Annotated in this window: 23 protein-coding genes; all 23 read right to left on the minus strand. The window is 42.9% G+C overall.

All coding sequences use genetic code 11. The features are described from left to right. Positions 1-2: 2 nt before the first annotated feature. The 23 genes from NSQ49_RS01840 to paaA all read right to left on the minus strand — a co-directional run bounded on the left by NSQ49_RS01840 (position 3) and on the right by paaA (position 21,570). On the minus strand, positions 3-623 hold the full coding sequence (locus NSQ49_RS01840; protein ID WP_251283776.1) for a flavin reductase family protein: 621 nt from the start codon (positions 621-623) through the stop codon (positions 3-5). Between the two features lie 5 nt (positions 624-628). Beyond that, positions 629-1,723 (minus strand): histidinol-phosphate transaminase, encoded by a 1,095-nt coding sequence (hisC, locus tag NSQ49_RS01845; protein WP_251283775.1) that lies wholly within the window; start codon positions 1,721-1,723, stop codon positions 629-631. A 65-nt stretch (positions 1,724-1,788) separates the two neighbouring features. Next, positions 1,789-2,904: a 4-hydroxyphenylpyruvate dioxygenase gene (hppD, locus tag NSQ49_RS01850; RefSeq protein ID WP_251283774.1), complete on the minus strand. Its 1,116-nt coding sequence runs from the start codon at positions 2,902-2,904 to the stop codon at positions 1,789-1,791. A 114-nt stretch (positions 2,905-3,018) separates the two neighbouring features. Beyond that, entirely contained in the window at positions 3,019-4,461 is a 1,443-nt protein-coding gene (gene lpdA / locus NSQ49_RS01855) for a dihydrolipoyl dehydrogenase (RefSeq protein ID WP_251283773.1), read from the minus strand. Continuing rightward, positions 4,462-5,682, minus strand: a complete 1,221-nt coding sequence (locus NSQ49_RS01860) for a dihydrolipoamide acetyltransferase family protein (RefSeq protein WP_251283772.1) — start codon at positions 5,680-5,682, stop codon at positions 4,462-4,464. It abuts the gene before it with no gap. An 11-nt stretch (positions 5,683-5,693) separates the two neighbouring features. Next, entirely contained in the window at positions 5,694-6,689 is a 996-nt protein-coding gene (locus tag NSQ49_RS01865; protein ID WP_159869402.1) for an alpha-ketoacid dehydrogenase subunit beta, read from the minus strand. Beyond that, entirely contained in the window at positions 6,686-7,756 is a 1,071-nt protein-coding gene (gene pdhA / locus NSQ49_RS01870; protein ID WP_251283771.1) for a pyruvate dehydrogenase (acetyl-transferring) E1 component subunit alpha, read from the minus strand. Before pdhA ends, NSQ49_RS01865 begins: the two co-directional genes overlap by 4 nt. Before the next feature lie 74 nt (positions 7,757-7,830). Further along, positions 7,831-8,940: a Leu/Phe/Val dehydrogenase gene (locus NSQ49_RS01875; RefSeq protein ID WP_251283770.1), complete on the minus strand. Its 1,110-nt coding sequence runs from the start codon at positions 8,938-8,940 to the stop codon at positions 7,831-7,833. A gap of 82 nt (positions 8,941-9,022) precedes the next feature. After that, positions 9,023-9,412 carry a thioesterase family protein gene (locus NSQ49_RS01880; protein ID WP_159869393.1) on the minus strand — a complete coding sequence of 130 codons (390 nt, stop codon included), beginning with the start codon at positions 9,410-9,412 and terminating at the stop codon, positions 9,023-9,025. 166 nt (positions 9,413-9,578) lie between these two features. Further along, positions 9,579-10,373 carry an ABC transporter ATP-binding protein gene (locus NSQ49_RS01885; protein WP_159869390.1) on the minus strand — a complete coding sequence of 265 codons (795 nt, stop codon included), beginning with the start codon at positions 10,371-10,373 and terminating at the stop codon, positions 9,579-9,581. After that, on the minus strand, positions 10,348-11,379 hold the full coding sequence (locus tag NSQ49_RS01890; protein WP_159869387.1) for an ABC transporter permease: 1,032 nt from the start codon (positions 11,377-11,379) through the stop codon (positions 10,348-10,350). The genes NSQ49_RS01885 and NSQ49_RS01890 overlap by 26 nt, the downstream gene beginning before the upstream one ends. An 86-nt stretch (positions 11,380-11,465) precedes the next feature. Beyond that, entirely contained in the window at positions 11,466-12,476 is a 1,011-nt protein-coding gene (locus NSQ49_RS01895; RefSeq protein ID WP_159869384.1) for an ABC transporter substrate-binding protein, read from the minus strand. A gap of 239 nt (positions 12,477-12,715) precedes the next feature. Then, entirely contained in the window at positions 12,716-13,666 is a 951-nt protein-coding gene (locus tag NSQ49_RS01900) for an NAD(P)H-dependent flavin oxidoreductase (protein WP_159869381.1), read from the minus strand. Between the two features lie 109 nt (positions 13,667-13,775). Further along, positions 13,776-14,651 (minus strand): phenylacetic acid degradation operon negative regulatory protein PaaX, encoded by an 876-nt coding sequence (gene paaX / locus NSQ49_RS01905; RefSeq protein ID WP_159869378.1) that lies wholly within the window; start codon positions 14,649-14,651, stop codon positions 13,776-13,778. 161 nt (positions 14,652-14,812) lie between these two features. After that, positions 14,813-16,009: a thiolase family protein gene (locus NSQ49_RS01910; protein WP_251283769.1), complete on the minus strand. Its 1,197-nt coding sequence runs from the start codon at positions 16,007-16,009 to the stop codon at positions 14,813-14,815. Then, positions 16,006-16,872: a 3-hydroxyacyl-CoA dehydrogenase gene (locus NSQ49_RS01915; protein ID WP_285869727.1), complete on the minus strand. Its 867-nt coding sequence runs from the start codon at positions 16,870-16,872 to the stop codon at positions 16,006-16,008. The genes NSQ49_RS01910 and NSQ49_RS01915 overlap by 4 nt, the downstream gene beginning before the upstream one ends. A gap of 99 nt (positions 16,873-16,971) precedes the next feature. Next, on the minus strand, positions 16,972-17,745 hold the full coding sequence (locus NSQ49_RS01920; RefSeq protein WP_159869369.1) for an enoyl-CoA hydratase-related protein: 774 nt from the start codon (positions 17,743-17,745) through the stop codon (positions 16,972-16,974). A 17-nt stretch (positions 17,746-17,762) separates the two neighbouring features. Next, entirely contained in the window at positions 17,763-18,542 is a 780-nt protein-coding gene (locus tag NSQ49_RS01925; RefSeq protein ID WP_251283768.1) for an enoyl-CoA hydratase-related protein, read from the minus strand. After that, positions 18,535-18,843: an EthD family reductase gene (locus NSQ49_RS01930; protein ID WP_159869363.1), complete on the minus strand. Its 309-nt coding sequence runs from the start codon at positions 18,841-18,843 to the stop codon at positions 18,535-18,537. Before NSQ49_RS01930 ends, NSQ49_RS01925 begins: the two co-directional genes overlap by 8 nt. 59 nt (positions 18,844-18,902) lie before the next feature. Next, positions 18,903-19,400: a 1,2-phenylacetyl-CoA epoxidase subunit PaaD gene (gene paaD, locus NSQ49_RS01935; RefSeq protein ID WP_159869360.1), complete on the minus strand. Its 498-nt coding sequence runs from the start codon at positions 19,398-19,400 to the stop codon at positions 18,903-18,905. Positions 19,401-19,421: 21 nt separating this feature from the next. Beyond that, the gene (gene paaC, locus NSQ49_RS01940) at positions 19,422-20,243 is read right to left on the minus strand and encodes a 1,2-phenylacetyl-CoA epoxidase subunit PaaC (protein WP_251283767.1); all 822 of its coding nucleotides are present in this window, start codon (positions 20,241-20,243) and stop codon (positions 19,422-19,424) included. Beyond that, the gene (gene paaB, locus NSQ49_RS01945; protein ID WP_445662632.1) at positions 20,236-20,586 is read right to left on the minus strand and encodes a 1,2-phenylacetyl-CoA epoxidase subunit PaaB; all 351 of its coding nucleotides are present in this window, start codon (positions 20,584-20,586) and stop codon (positions 20,236-20,238) included. The genes paaC and paaB overlap by 8 nt, the downstream gene beginning before the upstream one ends. Before the next feature lie 24 nt (positions 20,587-20,610). Beyond that, positions 20,611-21,570, minus strand: coding sequence for a 1,2-phenylacetyl-CoA epoxidase subunit PaaA (gene paaA / locus NSQ49_RS01950; RefSeq protein WP_159869354.1), 960 nt, complete (start codon positions 21,568-21,570; stop codon positions 20,611-20,613). Positions 21,571-21,586 lie beyond the last annotated feature (16 nt).

Raw genomic sequence — 21,586 nt, forward strand, 5'->3', positions numbered from 1 at the left:
TATCACCTTGGGTCCGTTTTTCGGATCAATTCAAATACATCAGTCATTGGCCTCGTGTAAATATGTCCTGCCATCCGGCCAACAGGCTTCAGCTTTTCAGAATTAATCCTTCCATTTTCATAAAGCTCTTCCGCAACATGCACATGCTCCACTTTTCCAATAACGAGACTTCCGGAACCAGGATGTTCTCCAAAGTGAAGTACCTGGTAAAGACTGCATTCCAGATGGACTTTTGATTCTTTTACCCGAGGAGGCTTAACAGCGGCACTTTTTTCCTTTTCAAGACCAGCTTCACCCAGTTCGTCTGTACCAGCCGGATAATCTGCAGCACATATATTCATTTTTTCAGTAAATTCTTCACTGACTATGTTAATAACGAATTCCTTAGTGGCTTCAATATTAGCAAGCGTATCTTTCTTAGAGCCATCAGACCCTCTTCGCATCGGTGAAAAGCAAATAAGCATCGGATCTGCACATATGGCAGTAAAAAAGCTAAATGGAGCTGCATTGACATTTCCATCTGTATCTATAGTAGTAACAAACGCAATGGGACGAGGCAGAATGGAGCCTACCATCAGCTTATATGCGTCCTTCCATTCAAGACTCTGCGGATTTAATTCCATATGCTCTACACCGCCTCTTCATTCAAGAGTTTTTTTATTACAGCTAATGCGGCTTCATTATCTTCCCTTGTTCCTAAAGTCATTCGAAAGGCATCAGGATATCCTTCAAGCTTCATTTTTCGGACTACCAGGCCATTGGCAATCAAGTTGTCTGCAATAGGATGCTGGCTGAAAATATAAATAAAATTGGTTTGAGAAGGAAAATAGCCGACGTGTAATTCCTTTAGTTCTTTGCACACATATTCCATTTCCTGTGCATTTTTTTCAGCACAGTCCCTGATAAATTCCTGATCATTTAACGCTGCAGCAGCGGCAGCCTGCGCCAGGTGGTTGACATTAAAAACATCCTTTACCTTATGAAGGTCATTCACGATCTCCTTATGCATGATTCCATAGCCGACACGGAGCCCTGCAAGGCCGTAGATTTTTGAAAAAGTTCTTAGAATGATTAAGTTAGGCTTCTGTTTAAGAAGCGGTATAGAATCTGGATAATCCTTGGAATTCACATATTCATAGTATGCTTCATCAAGAATAATCAGGATATTGGGAGGAACATTTTCAATGAACTGCAGCAGTTCTGATTTGCCGACAATAGTTCCTGTAGGGTTGTTTGGATTGCAGACAAATACCATTTTGGTTTTTTCGTTAATCTTCTCATACATGGCATTCAGATTATGAGTTCCGTTTTGAAGCGGTACAGTTATGGCAATGCCGCCTTCTATCACGACGTTTGTTTCATATCGCGGAAATGTATTCTGTGCCATGACAGCTTCATCTCCAGGACTTATGTAAGCTCTAGTCAATAGCCGGATGATCTCTTCTGAACCATTGCTGACCAGAAAATTATCTTCCCTAACATTGTAGAATCCGGCCAATTTGCGTATAAGCAGGGAAACAGTGCCATCCGGGTAAAAGTATAGACTGTTCATTGCTTTACTGATATTGTTCCTGACTTCAGGTGAACAGCCATATACATTTTCATTATCAGACATTTTCCGGACAGCCATTAAATTGTACTTCTCTTTAATCTCTTCCGGTGAACTGCCCAGCGGATAAGAGATAATTTTCTCTAAAGCGCTTTTTGTCTGGATTTTAGCCATCTGCATCGCCTCCTTCTTTAATTATTAAAAAAGGGAGAAAGCAATTCTCCCTTTTAAGCTGAAAGTTATAAATTCCCCCGTCTTTCCTGCTCACGTTCGATAGATTCAAAGAGTGCTTTAAAGTTGCCTTCACCAAATCCTCTGGCACCTTTACGCTGAATGACTTCAATGAATAGGGTCGGACGGTCTACGATTGGTTTTGTGAAAATTTGAAGCAGATATCCTTCATCATCACGGTCAACGAGAATATTTAATTCCTTTAATTTTCCAATTTCTTCGTCAATCTTCCCCACTCGCTCAGAAAGCATTTCATAATAGGAATCAGGAGTGCTTAGAAATTCCACCCCGTTTTTGCGGAGGATGCTGACAGTGCTGACAATATCTTCTGTCAAAATGGCCAGGTGCTGGACTCCAGGCCCATTGTAGTATTCAAGGTATTCTTCAATCTGCGATTTCCGTTTTCCTTCTGCCGGCTCGTTAATCGGGAACTTAATCCGGCCGCCATTATGCATTACCTTGGACATCAGTGCGGAATATTCTGTTGTAATATCTTTATCTGTGAAGTGCTTCATTTCCTTGAAGCCCATTACATTTGCATAATAATTTACCCATTCTTCCATTCTCTCTACATTACCAACAACATGGTCGATTCCGATAAATCCTGCATCCTCAAACGGCACTTCAGTCTGATATGGCTCAAAGCCTGGCATGAAGACCCCTTTATAGTTATTTCGTTCAACAAGTGTGTGAATGGTATCTCCATATGTACCAATTACAGCCTTTTTCACTGTGCCGTGTTCATCCTTTATTTCCGCTGGAGGCTGTATTTCGATTGCACCTCTTTCAACTGCCGCTTTGTATGCCTTTTCAACATCGTCAACAGCTAAAGCTATGTCTTTTACTCCATCTCCATGCTTTTTGATAAAATGTGAAACTCTGGAACTATCATTCAACGTCCCCGTGATCACCAGGCGAATCTTTCTCTGCTGAAGAACATAAGACACTGTTTCCCGATTGCCGGTTTCAAGGCCGGAATAAGCAACTGGCTTAAAGCCGAAAGCTGTGCAGAAATAATGGCAGGACTGTTTTGCATTACCTGAGTATATTTCTAAATAATCTACCTCCTTCACTGGAAAGAAATCGGCTGTTTTTTGATCATTTAACAATTTTTCATCTTGCATGCTTACCCCTCCGTTTTTAATATTATTAATATTTTGAATTTATCATATAGGAAACATATATATGTTCTCAAGAGTTCAAGTTAAAGCTATAATGCACTTCTGCATTAAAGTAATTTATACTTTTACTTTTTGCGTTTTTTTGCTTGTTGGGGGAATGTGGATTGCCCTGTTCCGTACAGCCTCTACAGCTTCAAGCAAACCTTCATTCACACTTGGATGAGGATAGTTTGGGAAAATTAAATCCTCTTCCCTTGCCCCCATTTCCAATGCAGTAATTCCGGATGAAATGAGTTCAATCGCTCCGGATCCCACCATGTGGATACCCAGAAGAACTTGTTTTTCCCGGCAGCTGATCACTTTAATAAATCCTTCTTTTTTCCCGCTCAAGGTGCTGAATCCATTGGCAGACAATGATGATACTCCAATTTCAATGTCATAGCCCAGGTTAACGGCTTCCTGCTCCGTTAACCCTGCACTTGCAATCGGAGGCTGTGTATGTGCTGCAATCGGTATGAAATGGAAATCTGATTCAGATTTAATTCCCGCAATTGCTTCTGCCGCTGTTTTTCCTTGTTTAATAGCTTTTACAGCAAGTGCAGGACCTTCTGTTACATCACCGACTGCGAAAATATGTTTTTGTGTTGTCCGGCTTTGCCAGTCAACCCTTATAAACCCTGCTTCACATTGTTCCACCCCTATACGGGAAAGCCCCAGCTGGTCAGTATTTGGTCTAATGGAAGAGGAAACAAATAAATGTGTGCCTGAAATGGTTTCACTTTTATCTTTTCTCTTTAAAGTTATTGTTAACATTCCTTCAATATGCTGCAGTTCCGATACTTCCGAATTTCTTACAATGTCTATTTTTTTCTTTTTCAAAATCCTCTTCAATTCCCGGCAAATGGATTGATCAAAGTCAAAATCCTCTTTCCCATCATCTAGAATCAGAGTCACATTTGACCCCAGAGCCTGATAAGCCATACCTATCTCAAGGGAAATGTAATCACTGCCATAGATTACTAGTTTATCGGGTATTTCACTTAATTCTGAAATAGAATGCTGATCAAATACTAAACCACTTAATTCTTTGGTCCAATGAGGCTTTTCCGGTCTTCCTCCGGACGCTATTATGGCATGTTGAAATCGATAGACATCAAATTGATCTCCATTTTCTATGCCAATCTTATCCTCTGACAAAAAAAATGCCGAACCATTCAGAACTTCAATTTTATTAGCATGACAAAGAGCTTCAACCCCTGACCGGAGCTGTTCAATTTTCTTCTGCTTATAATCTTGAAGCTTGTTTAAGTTTAAAGAGATATCTTCTCCTACAAGTCCCCAATTTTCCCCTTCCTGGATTGAAGTGAATTTTTCTGCAGCCTGTGTTAGAACTTTTGAAGGTATGCAGCCTTTATTTAAACAAATCCCGCCAAGCTGGTCTTTTTCAATTAAAGTAACACTGCGTCCAAGCTGGGCAGCACGAATCGCAGCGTGGTAACCTCCAGGTCCGCCGCCGATAATGATGACATCACGCTCATGTGCCAGTTCTCCAACTACCATTTATACCATCTCCAGAACAAGCATTTTTGGATTTTTGATCAATTCAGCCAGCCGGTTTGTAAACCGCACTGCTGTTGCACCGTCCGCCACTCTATGATCAAAAGACATAGAAATATTCATTATGGACCGAATCACTATTTGATCATCATCTGTCACGACAGGCATCTTTTTTGTTTTATGAAAAGATACCAGTGCTGTTTGAGGATGCTGAATTATCGGTGTCGCTCCAAAGCTTCCGCCAAGCGGACCCACATTGCTGATCGTGAATGTCCCGCCGGATATTTCTTTAACCGAAAGCCTATTTGCCATTGCTTTTTCCGTAAGCTTTTTCATTTCTGTATGAATGTCTCTGATTGTCTTATTTTCAACATGCTTGATCACCGGAACGATTAGTCCTTCTTCCGTATCAACCGCAATGCCAATATTATGTTCACCTGCCAAATGTATTTCTTCCTTTTCTTCATGCAGCACAGCATTGAACACAGGAAATTCCTTAAGGCATATCGACAAAGCCTTCAAGAAAAAGGCTGTTGCTGAAATACTTTGTTTTCGGGATTTAATTTCTTCTCTGAAAGTAATCAGTTCGGTTACATCTATCTCCTCAAAATGTGTGCAATGGGGAATGGTAAAAAAGGATTGTGCCATTTTCTTGGCAATCTGCTTCCGTCTGCCCCTAAATGGAACTATTACCTTTTCAGCAGCATTGTTCTTTAAGGGATCCCTTAAAGCTGCTTGCTCCTGTTCCTCATGAGCTGGCGGTGCTTGAAGGGCACCTATGTACTGATAGATGTCTTCATCCAAAACACGGCCGGCAGGACCTGTCCCCGTGACTTTTTCTATAGCAATTTCATTATCACGCGCTATTTTTCTTGTGAAAGGAGAAGCAAGCACCCGTTTTCCTTTGAATGCTACAAACGATTGCTTTTCCTTTTGGGGAGGCTGTGAATAAGCAGGAGCAGAGGAATTAACCTCATTTACGCCTTCCTCACCAGCAGTTTCTAAAATTAATATGGTCGAGCCCACCTTAACCGTATCGCCAGGCTGCACGGTAAATTCCTTTATAATGCCTGCTTTCGGGGCAGGTATTTCAGCAGTCATTTTATCAGTCTGTACTTCAACAAGCGGATCATCTGCTTTGACACTATCTCCCGGCTTAACCAGGAAGCAATTTATATCAGCCTCCGTCATTCCCTCTCCAATATCGTGCAGTTTTACCTCCATGGCTTCCCCTCCTAAAACTTCATAACTTTTTCGATTGCCTGCTTAATCCTAGCCGGAGTTGGCAGATAGTGATCTTCAAAACCAAAATATGGAACGGGCGCATCGAACCCAGTAACCCGTTCTGCAGGTGCTCTCTGATATAAGAAGGATGTATCATTAATGATGGCAAGCACATCATTTCCAACTCCCCCGGTGGCATGAGCTTCATGCACAATAACCGTTCGCCCTGTCTTTTGCACAGATTCGGCAATTACATCTTTATCCAGCGGGTAGAGGGTTCTTAGATCAATGACATCACAATAAATGTTATTTTCCCTCATCTGCTTTGCCGCTTTCATAGCCTCCGGGACCATTGCTCCCCACGTAATGACCGTTACATCGTCTCCATCCATAAGCTTTTTGCCTTTTCCTATTTCAACAGTGTACTTCCCTTCCGGAACTTCTTCTCTGGCTGAACGATAGCAGCGCATCGGCTCAAGAAACAAAACAGGATCCGGATCCTCAATCGCGGCAATCAGCAGTCCCTTGGCGTCATACGGACTGGATGGACAGACGACTTTGATGCCGGGCATATGAGTAAAAATGGCTTCTGTTGAATCACAGTGAATTTCTGGTGCCCTGACTCCTGCACCATAAGGAGCCCTTATAACCATCGGAACAGTAAAATGTCCCATTGTCCGCATCCGGAGTCTTGACGCATGGGTCATGATTTGTTCATATGCAGGATAAATAAAGCCGAGAAACTGAATTTCAATCACCGGCAAAAATCCATTAACAGCCATCCCGATCCCCGCTCCGACAAAACCGGCTTCACTTAAAGGGGTATCGATAACACGGCCTTCTCCATACTTAGCCTGAAGACCATCGGTTGCACGGAAAACACCTCCGTTCTTCCCGATATCCTCACCCAGCAGCAAAACCTCTTCCTTTTCATTCAGCATAGTATCTAATGCATCCGTAATGGCTTGCACTAATGTCATGGTTTTTGCTCCCACTGCTGTTTTCATGATCGGCCGCCTCCAATCAGCTTCAGGTATTCTTCTTTCTGCTGTTTGATTTGCCATGTAGGTTCAGCAAAGACATGGTCAAAAATGACGGCAGGATCTGCAGGTGGAAATTCTTCCATTTCTGCAACAGCTTTATCTACTTCTGCTGCTGCTTCCTCTTCTGCTGCCTGCTGCCAGCTTTCATCAAATACTCCTTCATTTTTCATCCAGCGCTCCAGTCTTAAAATAGGGTCGCTCTCCTGTCTTCTGCTATTGCTTTCTGATTGTTCTCGGTATTTGGATGGATCATCCGCTGTAGTATGGGCCCCGTATCTCCACGTCACCGCTTCAATCAGGGTCGGCCCTTCACCTTTACGGGCCCTCTCTAAGGCTTTTAATGTTTCAAAATACACCATGAAAACGTCATTCCCGTCGACTCTTACTCCCGGAATATCATATGCCAGTGCTTTCTGGGCAATCGTTTTGGTATTCATCTGCTTCTCAAAAGGAACAGAAATGGCATACTGATTATTCTGATTAAAAAAGACTACAGGGGCTTTAAATACGCTTGCGAAATTCAATCCTTCATGAAAATCCCCCTCAGAGGTAGCACCATCACCAAAATAAGCAATTGCAGCATTGGCCGTGCCTTTTTTCCTTTCTGCAAATGCAGCTCCTGCTGCATGGGGAATTTGTGTCGCGATCGGAATGCCCGGAGGGAAAATTTTCTTTCCCTCAGGCGGCACACATCCTTCATTTCTTCCATTCCAAAATAACAGGATATTACGCAGGGAGTGGCCAAAGATCATAGCTGCTCCGTGGTCACGATAGGTAGGAAACAACCAATCGTGCTCCTCCAGGGCAGCAGCCGTTCCGACCTGGGAAGCCTCCTGTCCTTCAAAAGGAGCATAGGTGCCTATCCTGCCCTGCCGCTGAAGTGAAATAGCTTTTCGGTCAAAAGTACGGATTCTAACCATAAGTCTATAAAACTCTTTTACAAGTTTTTCTGTTACTTTTCCTTTATATTCGGAATTGATGATCGTTCCATTTTCGTCCATTATTTGTCTGATCGGAAAGTGGTTTTCCATCTTCTCACCCTTTGGCCGGTAAATTATTTATTAAACTTTAATACTGTAAAAATATTGTTATCCGAGCAAAAAAATTAGGTTCTTACTGCCCATTTCGGGCGTTTCATATGGGAGAAAAAGCTGTTTCTGCGTGTTCGCGCTTCAATTCGGCTTTCACAGAATTGGTTGGATGCTTCAACTGTTGTAATACCTTTTGCTTCAGCATGTTCGTAGATGTTCAGAAGAGAGTTATAAATGGCTTTCGTTTTGCGGAGTACTCTTTCTTTATTAGGTGTATATAATTCATCTGCAACCTGGATTAATCCCCCGGCATTAACGATATAATCGGGAGCATATAAAATACCTTTATTTTTAAGAATTTGTCCATGGTGTATATCCATCAGCTGGTTATTCGCAGAGCCTACAACCGCTTTAACCTTAAGCAGGTCAATTGTGTCATCATTAATGATGCCGCCCATTGCACATGGAACAAAAATATCGGCCGGAGCATCATATATTTCATTGCTTGATAACACTTTCACACCTGCTCCAATTTCTTTTGCCTTACTGAGAAGCTGATTGATTGCCTGCTGGCTTATATCTGTAACAAATAAATCTGCCCCTTCTTCCAGCAGTCTTTCTGCGACTTTATATCCAACCTTGCCCAGCCCCTGAATAGCATAACTTTTGCCTGAAAGGTCATCTGTTCCGCTTAGTGCTTTATTTGTTGCCTGCAGCCCGTATATAACACCCTGAGCCGTTGGTACGGAAGAATCGCCGCTTCCGCCGTAAACCTCATCAACCCCTACAATGCAGTTCGTTTCTTTTAAGGCATGAACGAAATCTTCCGTAGTAGTTCCCATGTCCGTGCCAGTGTAGAAGCGTCCGTTCAATGATTCCACAAATTGGCCAAAAGCACGGAACAGCTCAGGTGTTTTATCCTTTGCCGGATCCCCGATAATAACAGCCTTCCCGCCCCCGAAGTCACAATCGGCAGCAGCGCATTTATAAGTCATGCCTTTTGATAATCGGAGAACATCTTCAAGGGCGTCGTCTACACTGTTGTAGGGAAACATACGGCAGCCACCTAATGCTGGCCCCAATCTGGTGCTGTGGATGGCAATAATAGCCTTCAATCCTGTAGATTCATCGTTGCAGAAAACAACTTGTTCATGATCTTTAATTTTTTGAAACATATCTGTCATCTCATTCTCCCCTTTATTTATGGTAGCGCTTACAATAATATTGAAAATAAAAATGGTTTTGAGCTCTAATATTCCTATTCTTTTAATCTTTCTTTAACATTTCTGAAATCCTGCTTTTCTTCAAGATAACCTGTTTCACTTCCCCTTCTCCAGCCAGAACTTCTCCATTGTGAACTGTTACATTTGAGTAAACTGAATTTCCTTCCAGCTTCGATACGGTAGCTGTTATGACTATGGAGGATCCTTCAGCTGATGGTGATAAATGCCTGGCAGAAACAGCTCCCCCCATCCCTTCTTCATCCTTATCTAAATAAGGAGTGATCAGGAGGCGGGAGGCCAGCTCCATGTGATAGATCATGGTTACAGTTGAATAGACAGGATGAATGACCTCGCCTTCAAATTGTGCGAACATCTCAGGAGAAACCACTGCATGGATAACTGCCTGGTTCCCAATCTGCAGCCCAGGTTTCATAACATCCCTCCCTTTTGATCATAAAATATGTATGACGTTTATTTAACGATATGATACCATTACGTTAAATAAATAGTCAATAAATTGTAAAAACTTTAAAAATTCTTTTGATTTGATCCCATGTAAAAAGGATTAACCAGCATATTGGCTAATCCTTTTTATTTTTCTAAGAAAGCAGCGCACGATCACTTGCCATTTTTGTTCCGCGAATTCGCTGAAATTCATTTAATAGCTGTTCAATTGTCAGGTGCTGTTTCTGTGTTTCATCCACTTCAAGAATAATCTGTCCTTTATCCATCATGATCAGCCTGTTTCCTAAATCCAGCGCCTGCTGCATATTATGAGTGACCATTAAGGTTGTTAAATTGTACTTTTGAACAATTTCTTTTGTAAGATTCGTAATAAGCTCTGCACGTGCAGGATCCAGAGCTGCTGTGTGTTCATCCAGCAATAGAATGGAGGGCTCTGTGAAGGTTGCCATTAACAATGAAAGCGCCTGCCGCTCTCCTCCTGATAATAAACCAACCTTGGCATTTAGGCGGTTTTCAAGGCCCAGATGCAGGGTCTCCAGAACTTCACGGAAATAGTCTCTTCGCTTTTTCGTCACTCCTTTTCGTAAAGTTCTTGTTTTATTCCTTGAATATGCCATGGCGAGATTTTCTTCTATGGTCATGGACGGGGCAGTACCAGCCATCGGATCCTGAAAAACCCTGCCTATCAGCTTTGACCGTTTATATTCTGACATGCCAGTGACATTTTGGCTGTCAATAAAAACAGACCCAACATCAGGAATCATCACGCCCGAGATAATATTCATTAAAGTGGATTTCCCTGCCCCATTACTACCTATGACTGTGACAAAGTCTCCTTCATTCAATGTAAGATTGATTGTATCTAGTGCGATTTTTTCATCAGGTGTTCCTTCATTGAAGACTTTATGAATCTGATTTAATTGCAGCACCAGCCTCATCCTTTCTGCCTGATGGCAATTCACTAATATCCATACTTCCTGCAAGACGTTTAGCTTTCCTCTTCTTTTCCTTGGTGCGGTCTATGATCTTCGGCATGATTAATGCGAGTATGACGATTGTGGCGGTAATCAGCTTCATATCACCCGGCTCAAGGAACTCTACCCTTAGTGCCATGGTAACCACGATTCGATAGATAATGGCTCCGCCAATAACCGCTAAAGTTGTTCTGGCAATCGTTTTTGTTCCGAACAGGGCCTCGCCTATAATAACTGACGCCAGTCCGATAATAATCATTCCGATCCCCATGCCAACATCAGCGAATCCGCCCTGCTGGGCAATCAGAGCACCTGAGAAAGCGACCATCGCATTGGAAAGGCCCAGCCCTAAAATCACCATCATATTGGTATTGGCCGAAAGACTGCGGATCATCCTCTTGTTGTCGCCTGTTGCCCTTAAAGCTAAACCAATTTCAGTTTGAAGAAAGCGATCTGTCAAAAATTTAATAACCAATGTCACTGCTAACATAAAAAGAATAATTCCCCATGTCCTCGGAAGACTGTCGCCAAGGCCAATCATGGACAAGATTGCATTAAAGAAAGAATCGATTCCCGTTTTATCCCAAAACTCTCTTACATGTGTCATGGCTGTCTCTGTATTTAAGAGAGGAACATTTGATTTCCCCATGATGCGAAGGTTTATCGAATATAGAGCAATCATCATCAGGATTCCTGATAAAAGAGCATTAATTTTTCCGAAAGTATGAATAATACCTGTCAGGCAGCCGGCAATAAAACCGGAAAATAAAGCAATTACTGTAGCAAGAAACGGATTAGCTCCGCTGACAATCATAGTTGCAGCTACAGCCGCTCCAGTCACAAAACTCCCATCGACTGTTAAATCCGGAAAATCCAGGACCCTGAAGGAAAGATATACTCCAAGTGCCATAATCGCGTATATAATTCCTGACTCAAATGCACCGAAGATCGCTGTAAACACTAAGTATCACACCCTTTGTTTAATTCTTTTAGGCTTAGCTTAAAAAGCAGCCGGCCAGATTATGTAATTCCAGCCGGCAGGTTTTTTTACTCTTCATGAAATTCTGCGAAATCAGCCCATTCCTCTTTTACTTCAAGGCCCTGCGCTTCAGCTGCTTTTTTATTGATGACCAGTTTCAGGCTTCCAGGTAGCTCAACAGGGATTTCTGAAGGCTTTTTGTTTCCTTTAAGAATCTCAGCGGCCATCTTGCCTGTCTGATAGCCAAGATCAAAGTAGTTGAATCCGCTGGCTGCTATAGCTCCGCGTTTCATAGAATCCAGCTCTCCAACGAATAAAGGAATTTTTTTGCTGTCAGCGACTGAGATAACGGATTCAAGAGCCGATACTACTGTATTATCCGTAGGGATATAGATTGCATCCACTCTTCCAACAAGTGAGTCAGCAGCCTGCTTTACCTCAGCAGAGGTTGAAACAGAGGCTTCCACAATCTTTGCACCTTTTGGTTCTGCAAGTTCTTTGACTTGTTTAACCTGAACCTCGGAATTTTGCTCTCCGGAATTGTAGATGATGCCAATTTTTTTAACACCTGCTTCATCAATCATAAAATCAATGGTTTTTGAAGTTCCTTCCGGGTGGTTATCTGTAGTTCCTGTAATATTGTCTCCAGGCTGATCAAATGATTCAACAAGACCCGCACCGACAGGGTCTGTAACAGATGTAAAGAGAATTGGAATGTCTTTAGTCGCATTAAGGGCACTGACGGCACTTGGAGTGGCGTTTGCAAAGATCATATCCACTTTATCGCCGACAAAATTATTGGCAATCGACTGGGTATTGTTCATGTCAGCCTGAGCATTTTGGAAATCAAATTTTACATTATCTCCTTCTTTAAAGCCTTCATCATCCAGAGCCTTTTTAAATCCCTCAGTCGCTGCATCCAGGGAAGGATGTTCGACAAATTGTGAGATGCCAATTGTGTATTGCTTCTTTTCATTTCCTTCTGAAGAAGAGCTGCTGGATTTCTCCTGTCCGCATCCACTCAAAACGAGCATGCCTGCAGCCATTAATAAAGAAAAAGCTTTCAACGATTTTTTCATTATATGACCCCCTATAAAACATTATTAACTATCAGCTGGCTGATAGCTTCTACAATATGTATGCGCTTACATGATGAAGTGAATAAATGGTTATTACCATTTATATGATATTTACTTTAGTTATCGTAAATACATCGTTATATTATCACCCTAAGCCTTTGAGTGTCAATAATATTCTAAAAATTTGATATATTTAATAAACCGACAAAAAAGCAAGCAGGTGTTTGAATCCCTCCTTGCTAGTTTAATAGCTTCTTAGCATATTGAAGCTGAAGATCCGCATCCTCGATCATTTTATCCATAAGTTCCTTCACACGCGGAAGATCAGCAATCAGGCCGGCTATCTGGCCGCTGTTCATAAAACCTTCCTCACCGTTTCCTTTTATCGCTCCAATTTTATGATAGTCTTCAGAAGTGAGCTTATTAAACTCCTCAAAAGAGATGCCCTGTTTTTCGTAATTCAGTAATTTATTGGCATAGCCGGTGGAAAGCACTCTTCTTATCCGTCCTACTGATCTTCCTACTACAACTGTTTCATGATCAGATGCTTCAATAATGTTCTTTTTATATTGCGGATGAAAGGGAGCCTCTTTGGTTGCAATGAATCTTGTGCCCATTTGAACACCGCTCGCCCCCAGGGCAAGCATGGCAGCAAGCCCTTTACCATCCCCAATTCCTCCTGCTGCCACCACTGGAACTGAGACTTTGGCTGCTATTTGAGGGATCAATACAAGTGTAGTAGTTTCAAGAGCACTATTTATTCCCGCTGCCTCATACCCTTCCGCCACAATGACATCAGCACCGGCTGCCTCAGCTTTCAGCGCCTGCCTTACAGAAGCTGCCACAGTAATGACCTTCACTCCATTTTCATGCAGCCTGGGTATAAAAGGCGCAGGATTTCCGGCAGAAAGGGATACTGCAGGAATTTTATGTTTAATGACCAGGGATAAGACTTCCTTAACATAAGGGGAAACACTTAAAGCAATGTTTACGGCAAAGGGCTTATCTGTTAAGCTCTTAGTCTCCTCTATTATTTTATTTACCTCCTCAGGAGGCATTGTTCCCGCACCAATTGTGCCAAGCCCGCCAGCTTCAGATACCGCTGCTGTTAATACAGCATTGCTTATATTACCCATGCCGCCTTGGATAATTGGATATTTAACATTTAAAATATCGGTTAGTCTATTCAATTAAATTCCTCCTTCGTTAAAATAATGTTATACTAATTTTAATAGTTTGACAATTGAAAAAATGTTAAAAAAAGAGCCATCCTGCGTTCTCTTCAGCAGGGTGGCTTTGTTACTCAACCATGTAGGGATGATTTAATGCGTCATAATCGGCATCTCTGTTTTTCAGTTCATTTCCTTCCTTAAAAACACTCTCAAAGAATCTGGATGCGGGTTCTGCCAACTCTTTGTAATACTCACTAAATAAAGCAGCAGCATGACTGCCAAGCCACTTATCCGGAAGAAGTTCTTCAGGAAGTCCTGGATCCACAAATAGAAACTTCCGGTATTCATGCACCAGCTTGGTTCTCTCTACGAAACACTCTGCATCAGACATGTTTCCTTTCAAAATTTTATTTTTATCAATAATATATTTCTGGCTGTATTGAGAAATAAACTCCTGATATTTTTCATTAATTTCTGTCAGGTTCCAGCTTTTCTCTACTATTTCTTTATTTTTATGCGGACCAGCATAGCGGGCAATAAAGAAGTCAACATAGTTGGCAATATCATATTTCTCAATCAGGTCAAAAACCTGTTTTTCAAGATTATTAGCTGAAATCCAGCAGCTGCTAGACATGGATCCAAAACCGCTCCATACAAGCTCCTTACGCAGCTCATCCCTTACATTTCGTATTTCCTCCGGGATGGTATACATCAGGATGCGCCACTCACCATCCCATTCTTCTGGCTTTAACTTAAAAATACGCTTAGCAGCTTCCTCAATTCTTTTCTGTCCTCTTGGCGATAAGGAATAATAGCTTTTATTGCCTATTTTTTCTGCACTCACCCAGCCCTGCTTATTCATTCTTGAAATAGCCGCTCTGACAGACTGGTCATTGTGCCCGAACTCACTTAAAAGCTTTATTAGACTGCCTATCCAAATTTTACTGCCATAATGTGTAATATAATCCCCATAAAGTGTGAAAATCATAGATCTTGTATTCAACTTGCATTCATCCTCATTTCGTCATGTGGGTTGAACGGAAAAATTATGTTATATATTATTGTACTAAAATTAGGCAATTTTGAAAAATACTTTTTAGCATACTAAATTATCATTTATTATTCCTAAAATCTTAAAAACCATAGAGATGAACATCTCTATGGTCAGCGCTCAACAATGGTGGATATTCCCTGCCCAACCCCAACACACATCGTTGCGAGGCCATATTTAGAATTCCTGCGCCTCATCTCATGCAATAACGTTGTCAGGATACGGGCGCCGCTTGCCCCCAGAGGATGGCCAAATGCAATCGCTCCCCCATTTACATTTACCCGATCCGGATCAGCGCCCAATTCTTTGATGCAGGCGAGGGATTGAGAAGCAAAGGCTTCATTTAATTCAATTAAGTCTAGATCATTCATGGCAAGTCCAGCCCTCTTCAAGGCTTTCTGAGTAGAATAAATCGGACCTGCTCCCATAACCGACGGCTCAAGACCTGCTGCTGCGGAGACAATATAAGTTCCAAGAGGCTTGATTCCCAGTTCACGTGCTTTTTCCTCAGACATCAGCAGTAATGCCGAGGCACCATCGTTAACCCCTGACGCATTGCCCGCCGTGACAGTTCCACCCTGGAAAATCGGCTTTAAACTGGAGAGCTTTTGAAAAGTTGTTTCCGGACGCGGATGCTCATCATGTGAAATCGTTATTTCCTTCCCTTTTTTATCCATATATGTAACTGGAATGATTTCATCATCAAATAAGCCGTTTTCTACTGCTGATTTTGCTCTCCTCTGGCTTTCAAGAGCAAACAAATCCTGCTCTTCACGTGATATACCATATTTTTCTGCCACATTCTCTGCTGTCTTTGGCATGCTTTCAGCACCATACATATCCTCAAGTCTGCTGTTTGTAAATCGCCAGCCAATGGTGGTATCAAACATTTCCATATTCCCTCTCGGAAACTCGCTGCTCGGCTTTGCCATGACAAATGGCGCACGGGTCATGCTTTCCGTCCCTCCAGCGATAAAAATATCACCTTCTCCCGCCAAAATTGCGCGTGCAGCATAATTAACAGCATCTAGACCAGATCCGCAAAGCCGATTAACGGTTGAAGCAGCCACTTCGACAGGCAAACCGGCGAGCAGTGCTGACATCCTTGCGACATTGCGATTATCTTCTCCTGCCTGATTTGCATTTCCCAAGATAACCTCTTCAATTTCTGCAGGATTCACCTGTGGGTTTCTTTCCATCAAAGCGCTAATAACGGCGGCTCCCAAATCATCGGGACGAATATCCTTTAAAGCACCTTTATATCTTCCAATCGGAGTCCTGACAGCATCAACGATTACTGCTTTTCTCATTGCCTGACTTCCTCTCTGGCAGTGTAATCATAAACACCTCTGCCCGTTTTGCGTCCAAGCCTGCCAGCTTTTACGTATTGTTCAAGAAGAGGTGCCGGACGGTATTTTTCACCCAGCTTGCTGTGAAGATATTTTAGATTATTCAGGCGCGTATCGAGTCCGACAAGGTCTCCCAGTTCGAACGGCCCCATTGGATAGTTAAGCCCAAGCTTAATAGCTTTATCAATTTCTTCAGGTGTGCCCAGGCCTTCCTGAAGCATATAAAATGCCTCATTTCCCACGAGCGCACTAATCCTGCTTGTGACGAAGCCCGGAAACTCATTAATGACTACTGTTTCTTTACCCATTCTTTCAGCTGCACGTTTTATTGTCTGTGCTGTTTCTTCGCTCGTTTCAAGTCCTTTAATAATTTCTACCAGCGGCATTTTATGGACGGGATTAAAGAAGTGCATGGCAATCACTTTGTCCGGGCGATTGGTAAAGGAACCAATCTCGGTTGGACTCATTGTAGAAGTGTTTGTTGCGAAACAGCAATGTTCTGAAGCATGCTGATCGATAACTTCAAAGATATTTTTCTTTATATCCATCACTTCAGGCACTGCCTCAATAACCAGGTCCGCTTCGCTTACATGCTGTGCAAGGCTTACAGAATAGGTTAGCCGGTTCTTGCTTTCTTCCATATCAGCAGCTGTTAGTTTATTCCTCGCTAGCCCCTTTTTAAAGATGCTGTCAATCTCTTTTTCCGCACGGATTAATTGCTCCTGGCTGATATCTACAAGGGTTGTATGAAAGCCCCCGACAGCACTGACATAAGCGATTCCGCGCCCCATGACACCAGAACCGATCACGACTATATTCTTCATGATATAATCCTCCTTTCAGTTTAAAAAAAGACGAGCACCCGATACGAGATGCTCGCAGAAAAGAACATATAGCGGGTAAGCTTCATAGTCTTTTAAAGTCTATTTCCCTTGAAACACAGGTTTACGCTTTTGCAAAAATGCCGATACACCCTCTTTGTGGTCAAGAGTTAATCCTGCAATCCTCTGTCCCTGTGCATCTCTTTCCAGACTTTCTTCCAGTGTGGATTCCCAGCTCGCTTTCAGATTCTTCTTAATTAAGGCAATGGCTGCCGTCGGCATACTGGCAAGCCTCTCTGCAAAAACAGTGATTTCAGCTTGCCATTGCTCCATAGGAATAACCTTAGTAGCAAGGCCCAGTTCTTTGGCTTCCTCTGCATTAATTTTTTCACCGAACACAGCAAGCTCCATCGCTTTAGCATGGCCGATCAGCTTTGGCAAAAAGTACAGGTTTCCTGCATCAGGCACCAGCCCCACATGAATAAAAGCTTCTATGAAACTGGCTTTATCAGAAAGGAGCCTAAAATCGCAGGCTAACGCAAGACTCATGCCTGCACCCGCTGCCACCCCATTAACAGCAGCGATAATAGGTTTCTGGCATCTATGAATCTCCATTACCATCGGATTATAGAACCGCCGGAGAACCTCTCCATGATCCATTTCCTCATTTACCCCTTGGAGATCCTGGCCGGAGCAGAATGCACGGCCTTCACCTGTAATGACAAGACATCTGACTTCTTTATTCCTGCTCGCCTGTTTGACCGACAGCTGGACCTCTTTATTCAGCTGTTCAGTGAACGCATTCAGCTTTTCGGGCCGGTTTAATGATATCCAGGCTACACCGTTTGCGACTTCGTATTTAACAGTTTCAAACATTAGATATGTACACCTCCCTACTTTCCTTTAAAATGAGGCTTGCGTTTTTCAATAAAAGCATTCATGCCTTCTTTTTGATCCTCTGTAGAGAATAACAGATAGAAATTCTTTCTTTCGAATTCCATTCCTTCGTTCAAAGGAGTGTCAACAGCCTTTAGGACCGCTTCTTTTATGAGGCGTATGGCGATGGGCGCCTGGCTGGCAATTTGTTCAACTGCTTTCATCGTTTCTTCGAGCAGAAGCTCCTCTGCTATAAGCTGATTGACAATGCCGTGTTGAAGGGCATCCCTTGCCGTAATTCTTTTGCCGGTAAAAAGCCATTCCATTGCTTTTGTTTTCCCAACAAGCTTAGTAAGTCTTTGCGTCCCGCCTGCACCTGGCATTACACCAAGGTTAACCTCGGGAAACCCAAATTCCGCATTATCCGCTGCATATAGCAAATCACAGCATAGCGCCAGCTCAAATCCTCCACCAAGAGCAAACCCCTGCACAGCTCCGATAATCGGTTTCTTGATCATGGCCAGACGATCCCAATCTTTAAATTGATTGCGAAGCTCAAAATCGATGGACTGGTCATTTGCCATTTCATCAATATCTGCTCCGGCTGCAAATGCTCTTCCCTTGCCGCTTAATACGATGGCTTTGACGCTTGAGTCGGCCTCAAAGCCCTCCATTGCATCAAGGATCTCTGAAACCATTGCACGGTTGATAGCATTTAGAACTTTAGGCCGGTTCAAAGCAATTAATCCAAGCTTACCATGCTGTGAAACTTCAATCGTTTCATAGCTTTTACTCATCTGCTTCTTCACCGATCATTAAAGTAATAATGTCACCTGCAAATTTCATGGCGTCTTTTCCTGATGCCTTGCCTTCGTCTGTTCTCATGGCTTCCTGAAGTGCTTCATGGCTGTCATAGTACATTTCACACATCAAGTAGTACTTTCCTTCGCCTCCCATAGGGCTGCCGACAATCCTTGTAACTTCCATTTTACGGAGACCCGGAATTTTGGCTGTAAGCGGAGCGTGGGTATTAAAATAATGATCATCAAATGCCTCCTTATTTTCAGGATGCTTATAAAGAGCGATTAATTTTACCATTTGGCAACTTCCTCTCATTTTTTAATAGTTTTTTGATGTATCTTAATGCATAATGCCGGCTACATCATGGTCGAAACAGGTTTCATGGCTTCAAAAGGGTTTTTGCAGGACTTGCAGTATAAGATGCTGCGGCAGGCTGTTGGGCCAAAAAGGTTATCCATCGTTGTGTATGCGGATCCGCAAAAAGGACAATCCACATGCCATTCGGCTGTTTCATCTATGAATTTTGGAGGGGGCGCGATCCCGAATTCCTTTAACTTAATCCTGCCTGTCTCTGTTACCCTGTCAGACGTCCACGGCGGGTGGTAGATAAACTGGACTTCTATTTTTTCAAAGCTCCCTGTTTTGTCCAGCTCGGCTACAACGTTTTTTCGAATAATATCAAGTGCCGGGCATCCCATAAAAGTGGGCAGGAGTTTAATTAAAACTAAATGTCCCTCCACCATAATCTGTTCCACCATCCCTAAATCAACGATTGAAATGGTGTCTATTTCAGGGTCTTTAACATTATGAAGCGCTTCTAACGCAGTTTTTATCAATAATTGTTCCTGCTCCATTTACATCACCCTTTTGAAAACTTACCAGCTTGCAGCTGGATTTGTGTTATACACCTCGCTCAAAGTGGACAATGCATCATCAAGGTCGGCGGTATGCTCCCCTAAACGTCCATTTCCAGTTTTCAAAGCCAGGTCTGCTTCTGAAACTTCCAAATTGACAGCCTCAAAAACAGGCTTCATGATAAACAGCCATCGCTGCTTTAATGTTTCTTCCTTTTCAATGAGGCCAATTTCCGCCATCTCTTTTGCCAGCGGTCCCAAGGTCAGGACTCCTTCAAAGTCGGCTAATACCCTCTGAATAGCCGCTTCCATTCTCGTTCTGGCTTCCCCGCCAGCCTGCATCAGCTGTATAAACCAAGTTTTCCAGTGAAGCAGGTGATAATAAAGCTCCATATTGACCTTTAATGCCACCTCTGCTAAAGGCTGGTAAGAGGAGTTTTTTAGAGAATCTAATCTGACTTTTTTCGCCTGGGTATAAAAATAATTTCTTACAACCGCAAATGCCCAGTCATATTGTGCAGAAGACAAATAATGTCCTGGACCATTTACCAGTTCCAAAAGAATAGCATTTCTCCTTTCAGATGTTTTTCGTGCATGAGCTAGACTGTCTACATTGCCTTCTCCAAGATCGGCCAGCAGCTGATAAAACATGGCTGCATGGCCCATAGTATCCTGACTGATGGATGAAAAGGCGACATCCTCTTCTATATGGGGAGCCAGGCCAAGCCATTCAGAACCCCTGTAGGCAAGGATGAAGTCATCATCAGCCAGCTGATACAATAATGATGTCAGTGCCGGCTTAATCTTTGCATCGATTGGCAGATTACCTGTTGACTCAGTCACCTTTCTTCATCCCTCCCCATGAAAGAATCTCCTTTTCATCAAGCATTTCCTGCTCATAATGGCGCCACTTTTTCTTCAGATATCCATATCCCTTTGTCGTGCGATATTCTTTGTTATCCAGACGCTGAAGTGATCGCTTTTCTTCCGGCGTGAGCTTCCGGATATCAGAGCGTTTGACGACCCATATATCAGCAACCGGCTCCCTCCTCATAAAATTTTCCTGCGCCATAACGAGTGCAAGCTCCCGATTTGGCGCCAGCAGGGAAAATTGATATTGCAGAGGCGAGGTATCGGTTCTTTGACTAAAAACTTCGAATTCCTGATAAAATCCTTCGTTTCCCAAAGGTACCCCTCCCATCACAATGGATTAGTTTGCAGTATTGAGAGCTTCGCGCACCCATTTGTTCGTATCATAAGCTGTACGGCGGAGGCCAAGTCGCTCCTGAGATTTTGGCCCATTATTTTTAATAATGTCCTTGAACCTGCTCCAATCAGGCTGCTTATAAACCCAAAGCCCCTGATCCTGGTCGAAATGCATCGTCTCATCCGGCAGCGTGAGGCCAAGTGAAAGAACGCGTGGAATATACTTTGTAAAAAAGTCTTGTCTTAAGTCTTCGTTCGTCTTTGTCCTGATTTTGTATTTTATCGTTGTATCCTGTTTCGAGGTTCCTGTAGTCGATGCGTCACCCGGCCCAAAGAACATTAACAGTGCTTCCCACCAGCGGTTAACCGAATCCTGAACCATTGCCTTTTGCTCTGCGGTTCCTTCCGCCAGCGCCATGATAATGGCTTCACCATGCTGGGCATGGAAAACCTCTTCAGCACATATTCTCTTTAGCGCTCTTGCATAAGGTCCATAGGAAGCATTAAGCATATTGGTCTGAGTTATAATTGCAGCACCGTCAACCAGCCAGCCAATCAGGCCGGCATCTCCCCATGTTGGTGCTTCCATATGAAAGACGTTATGGAATTTCAGTCTTCCGCTGAATAAATCCTGCATAATGTCCTCACGGGTTTTGCCGAGGGGCTTCATTAAATCTTCCGCTACCCGGAGCAATAGCTGTCCATGTCCCATCTCATCCTGCACCTTTGCCATGATGCCCAGCTTGCGTTTTAATGAGGGAGCTTTCGGCACCCATTCCTTCTCAGGAAGTGCTCCCATAATTTCACTGATTCCATGCATTGAAATTAATTTGATTAAAGTCATTCGATAATCATCCGGCATCCAATCATCGGCTTCAATTTTTTCTCCTGCATTAATGCGTTTCATGAACTGCTCGTATTTTTGTTCTTCCGTCATCTCTTGAAAGAAAAGAGTTTCTGACATGTGTTTCACCCCCAAT

The organism is Cytobacillus sp. FSL R5-0377 (genome assembly GCF_038004385.1).
Lineage (GTDB): Bacteria > Bacillota > Bacilli > Bacillales > Cytobacillaceae > Cytobacillus.